General features: G+C 66.2%; 10 protein-coding genes. 9 read left to right on the top strand and 1 reads right to left on the bottom strand.

Features of this window, described 5'->3' with window-relative positions; translation table 11 throughout:
* Window positions 1-91 precede the first annotated feature (91 nt).
* Window positions 92-721 (bottom strand): TetR/AcrR family transcriptional regulator, encoded by a 630-nt coding sequence (locus tag AABQ55_RS01455; protein WP_272807011.1) that lies wholly within the window; start codon window positions 719-721, stop codon window positions 92-94.
* 90 nt (window positions 722-811) lie between these two features.
* Here AABQ55_RS01455 and AABQ55_RS01450 point away from each other — a divergent pair, with 90 nt between their 5' ends.
* From AABQ55_RS01450 to AABQ55_RS01410, 9 genes are all read left to right on the top strand, one after another.
* Entirely contained in the window at window positions 812-1,780 is a 969-nt protein-coding gene (locus tag AABQ55_RS01450; protein WP_272807010.1) for an oxidoreductase, read from the top strand.
* On the top strand, window positions 1,777-2,343 hold the full coding sequence (locus AABQ55_RS01445; RefSeq protein ID WP_272807009.1) for a class I SAM-dependent methyltransferase: 567 nt from the start codon (window positions 1,777-1,779) through the stop codon (window positions 2,341-2,343). Before AABQ55_RS01450 ends, AABQ55_RS01445 begins: the two co-directional genes overlap by 4 nt.
* A gap of 118 nt (window positions 2,344-2,461) precedes the next feature.
* Entirely contained in the window at window positions 2,462-3,736 is a 1,275-nt protein-coding gene (locus AABQ55_RS01440; protein ID WP_244769246.1) for an aspartate kinase, read from the top strand.
* Window positions 3,737-3,822: 86 nt separating this feature from the next.
* Entirely contained in the window at window positions 3,823-6,090 is a 2,268-nt protein-coding gene (gene ptsP / locus AABQ55_RS01435; RefSeq protein ID WP_272807008.1) for a phosphoenolpyruvate--protein phosphotransferase, read from the top strand.
* A 22-nt stretch (window positions 6,091-6,112) separates the two neighbouring features.
* Window positions 6,113-7,195, top strand: a complete 1,083-nt coding sequence (prfA, locus tag AABQ55_RS01430) for a peptide chain release factor 1 (protein WP_244769248.1) — start codon at window positions 6,113-6,115, stop codon at window positions 7,193-7,195.
* On the top strand, window positions 7,192-8,064 hold the full coding sequence (gene prmC / locus AABQ55_RS01425; RefSeq protein ID WP_272807007.1) for a peptide chain release factor N(5)-glutamine methyltransferase: 873 nt from the start codon (window positions 7,192-7,194) through the stop codon (window positions 8,062-8,064). Before prfA ends, prmC begins: the two co-directional genes overlap by 4 nt.
* Before the next feature lie 328 nt (window positions 8,065-8,392).
* Window positions 8,393-9,055: a DUF4167 domain-containing protein gene (locus AABQ55_RS01420; RefSeq protein ID WP_272807006.1), complete on the top strand. Its 663-nt coding sequence runs from the start codon at window positions 8,393-8,395 to the stop codon at window positions 9,053-9,055.
* Between the two features lie 251 nt (window positions 9,056-9,306).
* Window positions 9,307-11,913, top strand: coding sequence for an ATP-dependent chaperone ClpB (gene clpB / locus AABQ55_RS01415; RefSeq protein ID WP_272807005.1), 2,607 nt, complete (start codon window positions 9,307-9,309; stop codon window positions 11,911-11,913).
* A gap of 145 nt (window positions 11,914-12,058) precedes the next feature.
* Window positions 12,059-12,718 carry a thiamine diphosphokinase gene (locus tag AABQ55_RS01410; protein ID WP_244769420.1) on the top strand — a complete coding sequence of 220 codons (660 nt, stop codon included), beginning with the start codon at window positions 12,059-12,061 and terminating at the stop codon, window positions 12,716-12,718.
* Window positions 12,719-12,720: the final 2 nt, after the last annotated feature.

Here is a 12,720-nt window from a genome sequence, read left to right as displayed (position 1 = left end):
TCCGGTAAAGCCGCGAAGCGGTCTTGCGGGAACTGCCGTACCATCCGATCCCCTTTGCCCGCGTGCCCAAAGGTGCGCGGGCCTTTTCGTCTCAGCCGAGCCGCTTCACCCAGAGCGTATCGATGATGGAGGGGAAGAGCGTGTCGAGCATGTCCGTGTCGCTGCCGCATTCGGCCATGCGGGAAAGCTTCTTGTCGAGCGTCAGGTGGGCGAAACCGTGCGCCGTCGACCAGATGCCGATCAGCATGGCCTCGCCCTCGGCGTCGAGCTCCTCGCCTTCCTTCTGGCCGCGCAGGGCACGCACGGTTCGTTCGAGCGCATTCCAGGCCTCGCCCGTCGCCCGGTCGAGTGACGGCTGGTCCCGCAGCAGCATGTCGTGGCGGAACATCAGGTGGAAGCGGCCGGGAAATTCCACGGCGAAGCGCACATAGGCGACGCCCTGCGCCTTGAGGCGTTCGGCCGTGCTGCCGGTATCGCCGGCAATCGCCAGCCGGCGGGCAAGCTCCGCCCAGCCGAGGGCGGCGACCTCCGTGAGAAGGCCCGCCGTGCCGCCGAAATGGTGCGAGGGGGCGGCGGGCGAGACCCCGGCGCGCCGGGCGGTCTCGCGCAGCGTGAACCCTTCGAGGCCCCGCTCGGTGAGCAGCTCGTCGGCAGCGCGGATCAGCGCGTCGCGCAGGTCGCCGTGGTGATAGCCGCGTTCGGCAGTTTTTTTCTCGTTCATCGCAGGCCTCGCAGACATGTCATCTTTACAGTGTAAAGATTATGCGCTAGCACAATGTAAACACTGTTCAGATTTCTGCGAGGTATCATAATGCGTGCAGCCCGTGTGGCAACCGCCGAGACGAGGCGGGAACCATGGACCCTTTCGCAGATGCCGGACCAGGCCGGCCGCCTTGCTGTCGTCACCGGCGCCAATAGCGGCCTCGGCTTCCTGACGGCGCGCGAGCTTGCGAGGAAGGGCGCCGCGGTCCTGATGACCGCGCGCGATGAGGGCCGGGGGGAGCGGGCGCTGGCCCGCATTCGCGCCGAGCTTCCCGGGGCCGCGGTCATGCTCCGCCGGCTCGATCTTGCCGATCTCGACGATGTCGCGGCCTTTGCCGCCAGGCTTGTCGCCGAAGGCCGGCCGGTCGATCTCCTCATCAACAATGCCGGTGTCATGATGCCGCCGCACGGGCTGACGCGGCAGGGCCACGAAACCCAGTTCGGTGTCAACCACCTCGCCCATTTCGCGCTGACGCTACGCCTGCTGCCGCTGCTGTCCGCCGCGCCCGGTGCCCGTGTCGTCACGGTCAGCTCCGAGCTGCACCGGCGCGGCCGCATCCATTTCGAGGACATCAAGGGCGAGAAGGCCTATGGCCGCCTTGCCTTCTACGCCCAGTCGAAGCTCGCCAACGTGCTCTTCGCGCTGGAACTCGACCGCCGTCTCAAGGCGGCCCGCCTGCCGGTGCTCAGCGTGCTTGCCCATCCCGGCTATTCCGCCACCAACCTCCAGACCAGTGCGACATCGGGCGCGCTGCGCCTCTTCATGCGCATCGGCAACCGCTTCCTCGCGCAGGATGCCGAGCAGGGCGTGCTGAACCAGCTCCATGCGGCAACCGCCGAAGGCCTTGTCGGGGGCGAGTTCATCGGCCCCGACGGGTTTCGCGAGATGCGCGGCGCCCCCGCGATCGTGCAGCCGCTGGCCGCCGCGACCGATCCCGTCCTTGCCGCGCGGCTGTGGCGGCTGTCGGAAGACCTTGCCGGCCTCACCTTTCCTTCCGTTGCGGAACACCTGCGATGACCGCCCTGACGATGGACGCCTATCATTTCTTCCGCGCCTGGATGCGCGATCCGCTGCGCGTCGCTTCGGTCACGCCCTCTGGCAAGGCGCTGGCGGACCTCATCGTGCGGGAGATCGGGCCGGAGACCGGCCGGGTCATCGAGCTCGGCCCCGGAACGGGCGTCTTCACGCGGGCCCTGCTGCGGCGCGGCGTCGCGGAGGAGAACATCGTCCTCGTGGAAATGGGAGCGGAATTCGCAGCGCTGCTGCAGCAGCGCTTTCCCAAGGCGCAGATCGCCTGCACCGATGCGGCGCGCATCGCCCGGTTCCGCGCCGTGCCTGCGGGCGCGGCGATCAGCGGCCTGCCGCTGCTTTCCATGCGGCCGGCGAAGGTTTTCGCCATTCTTGCCGGCACCTTCGCGCGGCTTGGCGAGGGGGCAGCGCTCTACCAGTTCACCTATGGCCTGCGTTGCCCGGTGCCGCGCGCCGTGCTCGACCGGCTCGGTCTCTCCGCCGTCAGGGTCGGTGGCACGCTGCGCAACGTGCCGCCGGCCTTCGTCTACCGGATCATCCGCAAGGGCTGAACCGTCCAAAGACCGTTTGCCGGATTCCATGCATTGCGCAGCGCGGGGTCTTCCGCTAAGAGACCCCGCGGTTTCTCCCGCGCGCTCGCGCGAACATCTGGAATAGCGGTACACACAAATGGCACGCATCGTGATGAAATTCGGCGGAACGTCCGTCGCTGACCTCGACCGTATCCACAATGTGGCCCGCCATGTGAAACGCGAGGTCGATGCCGGCCATGAAGTCGCCGTCGTCGTTTCCGCCATGTCCGGCAAGACCAACGAACTGGTCGCCTGGGTGCAGGGCATGCCGAAGGTGACGGGCGCCAACTCGCCCTTCTACGACGCGCGCGAATATGACGCGATCGTCGCCTCCGGCGAACTGGTGACCGCCGGCCTTCTCGCCATTGCGCTCCAGTCGATGGGCATCAATGCCCGCTCCTGGCAGGGCTGGCAGATCCCGATCCGCACCGACAACGCCCACGGCGCCGCCCGCATCCTCGAGATCGACGGCGGTGAAATCGTCCGCCGCATGGGTGAGGGCCAGGTGGCGGTCGTCGCCGGCTTCCAGGGCCTCGGCCCCGACAACCGCGTCGCCACGCTCGGCCGCGGCGGCTCCGACACGTCGGCCGTCGCCATCGCCGCCGCCGTCAAGGCGGACCGCTGCGACATCTATACCGACGTCGACGGCGTCTACACGACCGACCCGCGCATCGAGCCGAAGGCCCGGCGCCTGAAGAAGATCGCCTTCGAGGAAATGCTCGAAATGGCCTCGCTCGGCGCCAAGGTGCTGCAGGTGCGCTCGGTCGAGCTTGCCATGGTGCACAAGGTGCGCACCTTCGTCCGCTCGTCTTTCGTGGATCCCGATGCGCCGGGCATGGGCGATCTTCTGAACCCGCCCGGTACGCTGATTTGTGATGAGGATGAGATCGTGGAACAGGAAGTCGTAACCGGCATCGCCTATGCCAAGGATGAAGCGCAGATTTCGCTCCGCCGCGTCGCCGACCGGCCGGGCGTTTCGGCCGCGATCTTCGGCCCGCTCGCCGAAGCCCACATCAATGTCGACATGATCGTCCAGAACATTTCCGAGGACGGCTCGAAGACCGACATGACCTTCACCGTGCCGTCCGGCGACATGGAGAAGGCGCTCAAGGTGCTCGAAGGCGCCAAGGAGAAGGTCGGCTTCGACGTGATCCAGCACGAGACGGGCCTCGTCAAGGTCTCCGTCATCGGCATCGGCATGCGCAGCCATGCGGGCGTTGCCGCCTCGGCCTTCCGCGCGCTTGCCGAGAAGGGCATCAACATCCGGGCGATCACCACCTCCGAGATCAAGATTTCCATCCTGATCGACGGCGCCTATGCCGAACTCGCCGTTCGGACTTTGCATTCCGTCTACGGTCTCGATAAGAAGTAAGGACCGGCCGACTCGGTGCCGATCTCAAGGATCGCCGGCGTGGCCCACGCCGGTGGAGTAACGTCATATTCGGGAGACGCCACGCGATGAGAGACCTCTCCGCGGGTCCGCGCGTTCTTCTCAAGCGGCTGCGCGAACTGATGGCGGAGCCGCTCGAGCCGCAGGAGCGCCTTGACCAGATCGTGCGCCAGATCGCGCAGAACATGGTCGCGGAAGTGTGTTCCGTCTACGTGCTGCGTTCCGATGGCATCCTCGAACTCTATGCGACCGAAGGCCTCAATCCCGGGGCCGTCCACCTCGCCCAGCTCAAGATGGGCCAGGGCCTTGTCGGCACGATCGCCGCCTCCGCGCGGCCGCTGAACCTTTCCGACGCCCAGTCGCACCCCGCCTTCACCTACCTGCCGGAAACGGGCGAGGAGATCTACCACTCCTTCCTCGGCGTTCCTATCTTGCGCACCGGCAGGGCGCTCGGCGTGCTTGTCGTGCAGAACAAGGCGAGCCGTACCTACCGCGAGGACGAGGTGGAGGCGCTCGAAACGACGGCGATGGTGATTGCGGAAATGGTGGCGACCGGCGAGCTGAAGAAGCTCACCAAGCCCGGTCTCGAGCTGGACCTGTCCCGCCCCGTCGCGATCGAGGGGGCGAGCTTCGGCGAAGGCATCGGTCTCGGCTATGTCGTGCTGCACGAGCCGCGCATCGTCGTGACGAACCTTTTGAACGAGGATTCCGAACACGAGCTCGGCCGCCTCGCCGAGGCGCTCGGGTCGCTGCGCATTTCGATCGACGACATGCTCTCTCGCCGCGAAGTGTCGATGGAGGGCGAGCACCGCGAGGTGCTGGAAACCTATCGCATGTTCGCGCATGACCGCGGCTGGGTGCGCAAGCTCGAAGAGGCGATCCGCAACGGCCTGACCGCGGAAGCGGCCGTCGAGCGGGTGCAGAGCGAGACCAAGGCGCGCATGATCCGCCTGACGGATCCCTATCTGCGCGAGCGCATGCACGATTTCGACGATCTCGCCAACCGGCTCCTTCGCCAGCTGACCGGCTATGGCGCCAAGCTTTCGGCCAGCAGCTTTCCCAACGATGCGATCGTCGTCGCGCGTGCCATGGGCGCGGCGGAACTGCTCGATTATCCGCGCCAGAACGTGCGCGGCCTGGTGCTCGAAGAGGGCGCCGTCACCAGCCATGTGGTGATCGTCGCGCGCGCGATGGGCATTCCGGTGGTCGGCCAGGCGGCGGGTGCGGTGGCGCTTGCCGAAAACGGCGATTCCATCATCATCGATGGCGACGACGGCCGGGTGCATCTGCGGCCGTTGCCCGACCTTCAGCGCTCCTACGAGGAGAAGGTGCGTTTCCGCGCCCGCCGGCAGGAGCAGTACCGCGCGCTGCGCGCCGTCGAGCCCGTCACGAAGGACGGCCGGGCGATCAGCCTCCAGATGAATGCAGGCCTGCTCGTCGACCTGCCGCATCTCAACGAATCCGGCGCATCCGGCATCGGCCTCTTCCGCACCGAGCTCCAGTTCATGATCGCCTCGACCATGCCGAAGGCGGAGGAACAGGAGGCGTTCTATCGCAACGTGCTGAAGCATGCCGGCGGCCGCCCCGTGACGTTCCGCACGCTCGATATCGGCGGCGACAAGGTCGTGCCCTATTTCCGCGCGGCGGAGGAGGAGAACCCGGCGCTCGGCTGGCGGGCCATCCGCCTGTCGCTCGACCGGCCGGGCCTCCTGCGCACCCAGCTTCGCGCCATGCTGCGCGCTGCGGCGGGCGCCGATCTCCGGCTGATGCTGCCGATGGTGACCGAGGTTTCCGAGCTGAAGGAGGTCCGCGATCTTCTCCAGAAGGAAATCCAGCGGCAGTCCAAGATCGGCGAGCAGCTGCCCAAGAAGCTGCAGTTCGGCGCCATGCTGGAGGTGCCGGCGCTGCTCTGGCAGCTCGACGAGCTGATGGCCGAGGTCGATTTCGTCTCGGTCGGCTCGAACGACCTCTTCCAGTTCGCCATGGCGGTCGACCGCGGCAATGCCCGCGTCTCCGACCGGTTCGACACGCTCGGCCGGCCGTTCCTGCGCATCCTGCGCGATATCGTGCGCGCCGGGATGCGCAACGACACGCCGGTGACGCTTTGCGGCGAGATGGCGAGCAAGCCGATCTCGGCCATGGCGCTGCTCGGCATCGGCTTCCGCTCGGTCTCGATGTCGCCGGCTGCGATCGGCCCGGTCAAGTCGATGCTGCTGTCGCTCGATGCGGGCAAGCTCGAAGCGGTGCTGACGCCGGCGCTCGACGATACAAGGCCGACGGCCTCGATCCGCCAGATCCTCACCGACTTTGCGGCCGAGAACGGCGTTCCGCTTTAAAGACCTGACTGGAGTTTGAACGGTGGCGAAGCTTCCCGTTGAAAAGATGCGCGAACTCGAACGCCGTTTCGGCGAGATCGAGGCACGCATGTCGGCGGGGCCGGATTCGGAGACCTATGTGCGTCTCGCCTCGGAATATTCCGAGCTTCAGCCGGTTGTGACGAAGATCCGCGAATACGAGAAGGTCAGCGGCGAGATCGCCGACCTCGACGCGCTGCTTGCCGACAAGGCGACCGATCGCGAGATGCGCGACCTTGCGGAGATGGAGTTGCCGGAGCTGAAGGAACGGCTGGAGGGTCTGGAAAAGGAGATGCAGATCCTGCTTCTCCCCAAGGATGCCGCCGACGAGAAGAGCGCGATCCTGGAAATCCGCGCCGGCACGGGCGGTTCGGAAGCCGCGCTCTTTGCCGGCGACCTCTTCCGCATGTACGAGCGCTACGCCTCCGCCCATAACTGGAAGGTCGAGGTGCTGTCCGCGAGCGAGGGGGAAGCGGGCGGCTTCAAGGAAATCATCGCGACGATCACCGGGCGCGGCGTTTTTGCCAAGTTGAAGTTCGAATCGGGCGTGCACCGCGTCCAGCGCGTTCCGGAGACGGAGGCGAGCGGGCGTATCCACACCTCGGCGGCGACCGTCGCCGTGCTGCCGGAAGCGGAAGAGATCGACATCGAGATCCGGCCGGAGGATATCCGCGTCGATACGATGCGCTCCTCGGGCGCCGGCGGCCAGCACGTCAACACGACGGACTCGGCCGTGCGCATCACCCACCTGCCGACCGGCCTCGTCGTGACGAGCTCGGAAAAGTCGCAGCACCAGAACCGCGCCAAGGCCATGCAGGTGCTGCGCTCGCGGCTCTACGACATCGAGCGCCAGCGCGCGGAAAGCGAGCGCTCCGCGGACCGCAAGAGCCAGGTCGGCTCGGGCGACCGTTCCGAGCGCATCCGCACCTACAATTTCCCGCAGGGCCGCGTCACGGACCACCGCATCAACCTGACGCTCTATAAGCTCGACCGCATGATGGTCGGCGAGATCGACGAGGTGGTCGATGCGCTGGTCGCCGACTACCAGGCCGGCCTTCTCGCGCAGCTCGGCGAACAGGGGCGATGAACGGCCCGACGCTCACCGAGGTGCTGGCCGCGGCGCGGCGCCGGCTTGCCGGAGCGGGCATCCCCGATGCCGCAGGCGACGCGCGGACCTTGCTCATGGGCCTATTGGACCTGACGCCGACATCCTTCGTGACCGAGAGCGGCCGCAGCCTGGACGAGGCCGAGCAGCGCGCCGTCGATGCGGCGCTCGACCGCCGCATCGCGCGCGAGCCGGTTCACCGCATCCTCGGACGCAGGGCCTTTTCGCGGCTCGACCTGGTGCTGTCGCCGGAAACGCTGGAGCCGCGCCCGGATACCGAAATTCTCGTTGACGCCCTGGCGCCCTATGCGAAGAAGATCGTGCGCGCGACGGGCGGCTGCCGCATCCTCGATCTTGGCACCGGAACGGGCGCGATCTGTCTTGCCCTCCTGGACCTCGTGCCCGGTGCGACAGGCGTGGGGGCCGATCTTTCGGCCGGGGCCCTTGAAACGGCGCGGCGCAATGCCGATATCAACGGCGTCGCGGATCGCTTCGAAGCGGTCGAGAGCGACTGGTTTGCAGCCGTGACCGGGGCCTTCGACATCATTGTGTCAAACCCGCCCTATATCGTCCGCTCCGTGGTCGGAACGCTGGACGACGAGGTCCGGCTCCACGATCCGATGCTGGCGCTGGATGGCGGGGAAGATGGGCTCGACGCCTATCGCGCCATTGCTGCCGGCGCGGGCGCTCATCTTCGGGAAAACGGCCTGGTGGCCTATGAGATCGGTTACGACCAGAAGGATGAGGTCACGGCCATCATGCGCGAGAAGGGTTTTTCGCGGATCGAGGCGATCAAGGATCTCGGCGGCAATGACCGCGCCCTTGTCTTTATAGCAGCGGTTGCCCGGTGATTTGTTGCGCAAGCACAGTAAATTCTGCGACCGCAAAGAAAAGACTTGGAATCGGGAAAGAAGCGGGATAGGTTGCGGCCACGCACTGGGCAAGCGGTCATGGCACAGAGATTCGTTCCTGCATGACCCGATCGCGAGGATTGCTCTCTCGAAGAGTTGCTAGGGTTGAAGACTGCCTAGTGCGGGTACCTGTTAATTTGACGTCTTACGGCGACAGGACCACCGACCGGCGTGGTTTGCCCGCGGGTAAGGATGCTTGATCTGGCGTGTCCTGATCAGGCGTGCAGACACATGATCATCAAGACACGATACGTTAGGTGAGTGACATATGAGGCCAGGACAGCAAAACAAGCGCGGCCGCGGGCGTAACAACAACAATAATAACAACAATAACAACAACCAACACCGCAAGGGCGGCAATCCCCTGACGCGGACCTATGACAGCTCGGGTCCGGACGTGAAGATCAGGGGCACGGCCCAGCATATCGCCGAAAAGTACGCAGCGCTTGCCCGTGACGCCCAGAGCGCCGGCGACCGCGTCATGGCGGAAAACTATCTCCAGCATGCCGAGCACTACAACCGCATCATTGCCGCCGCCCAGGCGCAGATGCAGGACCGTTTCCCGCGGGACGAGCGCTCGGACAATGCCGACCGGACGGATTTCAACGATCGCGACGGTTTCGAGCGGGACTCCGACGAGATCGATTCGACGGCCGTCGACGAGCCTGCAGCCGTTGCGGCCCCGGTTGCCCCGGCCCCCGTCGCCGAGCAGCCCGTCATCGATGGCACCGGCCCGCAGCCGATCATCGAAGGCACGCCGGCTGAAGTTTCGCTCGAAGACGAGGCTGCGGCCCCGACCGCCGGCCGCGCGCCGTCGCGCCGCCGCAGCACGCCTCGCCCGCGCCGTCCGCGTCGGGGCGAAGCCCAGGCCGCCGGTGACGAGGCGCAGCCCGCCGGCGATGAGGCTCCGGCCCTCGAAGCGTCGGAATAATCGCCTCCACCATCCCTGAAGAACCCGGCCTCGTGCCGGGTTCTTGCGTTTTGCAAGGCGCCCGCGAAAAATCTCTGGCGGCGGCCAGGCGCTCCCTTTAATTCCAGAAAACCCTCCACCATATTCGTTTCAAGCGGTTGACCGGTCGCAAGGCCTGGGGATCGCATGCATGACAGGCTCGCCTGATGGGAGCCTTATCCTGAAACGTCGACCGGTGCCTCGAAGGGCCGGCCGAGTCCTGGAGGTGAATGATGAACATTGAAAAATACTCCGAACGCGTTCGCGGCTTCCTGCAGTCCGCCCAGACGAAGGCGCTGGCCGACGGCAATCCGCAGTTCACGCCCGAACACGTTCTGAAGGTGCTGCTCGATGACGAGCAGGGCATGGCGACGTCGCTGATCGATCGGGCCGGCGGCAATGCGCGCGACGTGCGGATCGCCAACGATGCCGCGCTTGCCAAGCAGCCGAAAGTTTCCGGCGGCAACGGGCAGGTCTATCTCTCCCAGCCGCTTGCAAAGGTTTTCTCCACCGCCGAAGAGGCCGCAAAGAAGGCCGGCGACAGCTTTGTCACCGTCGAACGCCTGCTTCTGGCGCTCGCGATCGAAAAATCCGCGGCGACGTCCGAGATCCTGGCGAAGGCCGGCGTGACGCCGGGCAAGCTCAACCAGGTCATCAACGACATCCGCAAGGGCCGCACCGCCGACACGGCGAGCGCGGAGCAGGGTTTCGATTCGCTGAAGAAGTTCGCTCGCGACCTGACGGCCGATGCGCGCGAAGGCCGGCTCGACCCGGTGATCGGCCGCGACGACGAAATCCGCCGCACGATCCAGGTCCTGTCGCGCCGCACCAAGAACAATCCGGTCCTCATCGGCGAGCCCGGCGTCGGCAAGACGGCGATCGCCGAGGGCCTTGCGCTGCGCATCGTCAACGGCGACGTGCCGGAGAGCCTGAAGGACAAGAAGCTGATGGCGCTCGACATGGGCGCGCTGATCGCCGGTGCGAAATATCGCGGTGAATTCGAGGAGCGCCTGAAGGCCGTCCTTGCCGAAGTGCAGGCGGAAGACGGCGAGATCATCCTGTTCATCGACGAGATGCACACGCTGGTCGGCGCCGGCAAGGCGGACGGGGCGATGGACGCCTCCAATCTGCTGAAGCCCGCGCTTGCCCGTGGCGAATTGCACTGCGTCGGCGCGACCACGCTCGACGAGTACCGCAAGCATGTCGAGAAGGACGCGGCGCTTGCCCGCCGGTTCCAGCCTGTCATGGTGGACGAGCCGACCGTCGAGGACACGATCTCGATCCTGCGCGGCCTGAAGGAGAAGTACGAGCAGCACCACAAGGTCCGGATTTCAGACTCGGCCCTCGTTGCCGCCGCGACGCTCTCCAACCGCTACATCACGGATCGCTTCCTGCCGGACAAGGCGATCGACCTGATGGACGAAGCCGCCTCGCGGCTGCGCATGCAGGTGGATTCCAAGCCGGAGGAACTGGACGAACTCGACCGCCGCATCATCCAGCTGAAGATCGAGCGCGAGGCCTTGAAGAAGGAGACCGACCGTTCGTCGCAGGATCGGCTTGAAAAGCTCGAGCTCGACCTTGCCGCGCTGGAAGAGGAAGCCGCCGCGCTCACCGCGCGCTGGCAGGCGGAGAAGTCGAAGCTCGGCCGTGCCGCGGACCTGAAGCGTCAGCTCGACGAACTGCGCAACGAACTGGCGATCGCCCAGCGCAAGGGTGAATTCCAGCGCGCCGGCGAGCTTGCCTACGGCATCATCCCGAAGCTCGAAAAGGAACTGGAGGAGGCCGAAGGCCGCGATGCCGGCGACGTCGATCCGATGGTGCAGGAGGTCGTGACCCCCGACAACATCGCCCATGTGGTCTCCCGCTGGACGGGCATTCCCGTGGACAAGATGCTGGAAGGCGAGCGCGACAAGCTCCTGCGCATGGAAGACGAGCTCGGCAAGTGGGTCGTCGGCCAGGGGGATGCCGTCCAGGCGGTCTCCCGCGCCGTCCGCCGCGCGCGTGCCGGCCTGCAGGATCCGAACCGGCCGATCGGCTCGTTCATCTTCCTCGGCCCCACCGGCGTCGGCAAGACGGAGCTGACCAAGGCGCTCGCCCGTTTCCTCTTCGACGACGAGACGGCGATCCAGCGCATGGACATGTCGGAATACATGGAGAAGCACTCCGTGGCCCGGCTGATCGGCGCGCCTCCCGGCTATGTCGGCTATGAGGAAGGCGGTGCGCTCACCGAATCCGTCCGCCGCCGGCCCTATCAGGTCGTGCTGTTCGACGAGATCGAGAAGGCGCATCCGGATGTCTTCAACGTGCTCCTGCAGGTCCTCGACGACGGCCGCCTGACCGACGGTCAGGGCCGTACCGTGGACTTCCGCAACACGATGATCATCATGACCTCGAACCTCGGCGCCGAATATCTGACGGCGCTGGGCGAGAACGAGGACAGCGACAGCGTCCGCGACCAGGTCATGGACGTCGTCAAGATGGCGTTCCGGCCGGAGTTCCTGAACCGGGTGGACGAGATCATCCTGTTCCATCGCCTCCGGCGGTCGGAAATGGGCGCGATCGTCGACATCCAGCTCACGCGTCTGCGCAAGCTGCTGGAAGATCGCAAGATCGTGCTCGACCTCGACGAGGACGCCGTGCACTGGCTGGCCGAGAAGGGCTACGACCCGGTCTATGGCGCGCGTCCCCTCAAGCGGGCGATCCAGAAGCACCTTCAGGATCCGATGGCGGAGAAGATCCTTGCCGGCGAGATCCCGGACGGCTCGACCGTCAAGGTGACCGCCGGTTCCGACCGGCTGCTCTTCTCGCCGCGGGGTGCCGCGGCAAGCAAGGCCGCCTGAGGCCGGTTCCGGTCCTGACCAGAACGAAGCGTGGGCTTTGCCCGCGCTTCTTGCGTTTCATGCCCTTCCGCCGGCCACGCCTTGCCATCGGCCGCAAAATCTTTCCCTTTCCGCAGAACATGCGCTAAGGGCATCAGCCATGACCATGCCGGTATCGACAGACCCGAAATTCGTCGTCCTTCTCGGGGGCGCGCTCATCGTGACGCCGCGTCTTCGCGCGGACATGGCCGGCGCGCGCGTCGTTGCGGCGGATGGCGGCATGCGGCATGCGGCAAGCCTCGGTACCCTGCCGGAACTCTGGGTGGGCGATTTCGATTCGACCCCGCCGGAGCTTGTCGCCGCCTGGCCGCAGGTCGAGCGCCAGCCCTATCCCGCCGCCAAGAACGAGACCGACGGGGCGCTTGCCGTTTCGGTCGCGGCCGAGCGCGGCGCGCGCGCCATCCTGCTTGCCGGCGCGCTCGGCGGGGAACGCAGCGACCATGCGCTGATGCATCTCCTCCATGCCGTCTCGCTGGAAGAGCAGGGGTTTACCGTGAAGCTCACCTCCGGGGAGGAGGAGGCCTGGCCGTTGCTGCCGGGCCGTCGCGACATCGACCTGCCGAAGGGGAGCCTTTTCTCCGTTCTCGGCCTTGCGCCCCTTTCCGGCCTCACCATCGACAATGCGCGCTATCCGCTGAAGGACTTTTCGCTGCCCTTCGGCTCCTCGCGCACCATTTCCAACGTGGCGGAAGGCCCGATCCGCCTTTCGCTCGCCGCCGGCCGCGCCATTCTCATCGCCCGGCCCTACGACCTTTCAGGAGCCTGACC

Source organism: Shinella sp. WSD5-1 (assembly GCF_963942435.1).
GTDB lineage: Bacteria > Pseudomonadota > Alphaproteobacteria > Rhizobiales > Rhizobiaceae > Shinella > Shinella yambaruensis.
Note: the sequence above shows the minus strand (reverse complement) of the source record. Positions and strands in the feature narration are given on the sequence as shown.

Bases quoted from the DNA above. Each gene is read 5' to 3' on its own strand.
- AABQ55_RS01455 (WP_272807011.1), bottom strand. From the start codon at position 721: ATGAACGAGAAAAAAACTGCCGAACGCGGCTATCACCACGGCGACCTG.
- AABQ55_RS01450 (WP_272807010.1), top strand. From the start codon at position 812: ATGCGTGCAGCCCGTGTGGCAACCGCCGAGACGAGGCGGGAACCATGG.
- AABQ55_RS01445 (WP_272807009.1), top strand. From the start codon at position 1,777: ATGACCGCCCTGACGATGGACGCCTATCATTTCTTCCGCGCCTGGATG.
- AABQ55_RS01440 (WP_244769246.1), top strand. From the start codon at position 2,462: ATGGCACGCATCGTGATGAAATTCGGCGGAACGTCCGTCGCTGACCTC.
- ptsP (WP_272807008.1), top strand. From the start codon at position 3,823: ATGAGAGACCTCTCCGCGGGTCCGCGCGTTCTTCTCAAGCGGCTGCGC.
- prmC (WP_272807007.1), top strand. From the start codon at position 7,192: ATGAACGGCCCGACGCTCACCGAGGTGCTGGCCGCGGCGCGGCGCCGG.
- AABQ55_RS01420 (WP_272807006.1), top strand. From the start codon at position 8,393: ATGAGGCCAGGACAGCAAAACAAGCGCGGCCGCGGGCGTAACAACAAC.
- clpB (WP_272807005.1), top strand. From the start codon at position 9,307: ATGAACATTGAAAAATACTCCGAACGCGTTCGCGGCTTCCTGCAGTCC.
- AABQ55_RS01410 (WP_244769420.1), top strand. From the start codon at position 12,059: ATGCCGGTATCGACAGACCCGAAATTCGTCGTCCTTCTCGGGGGCGCG.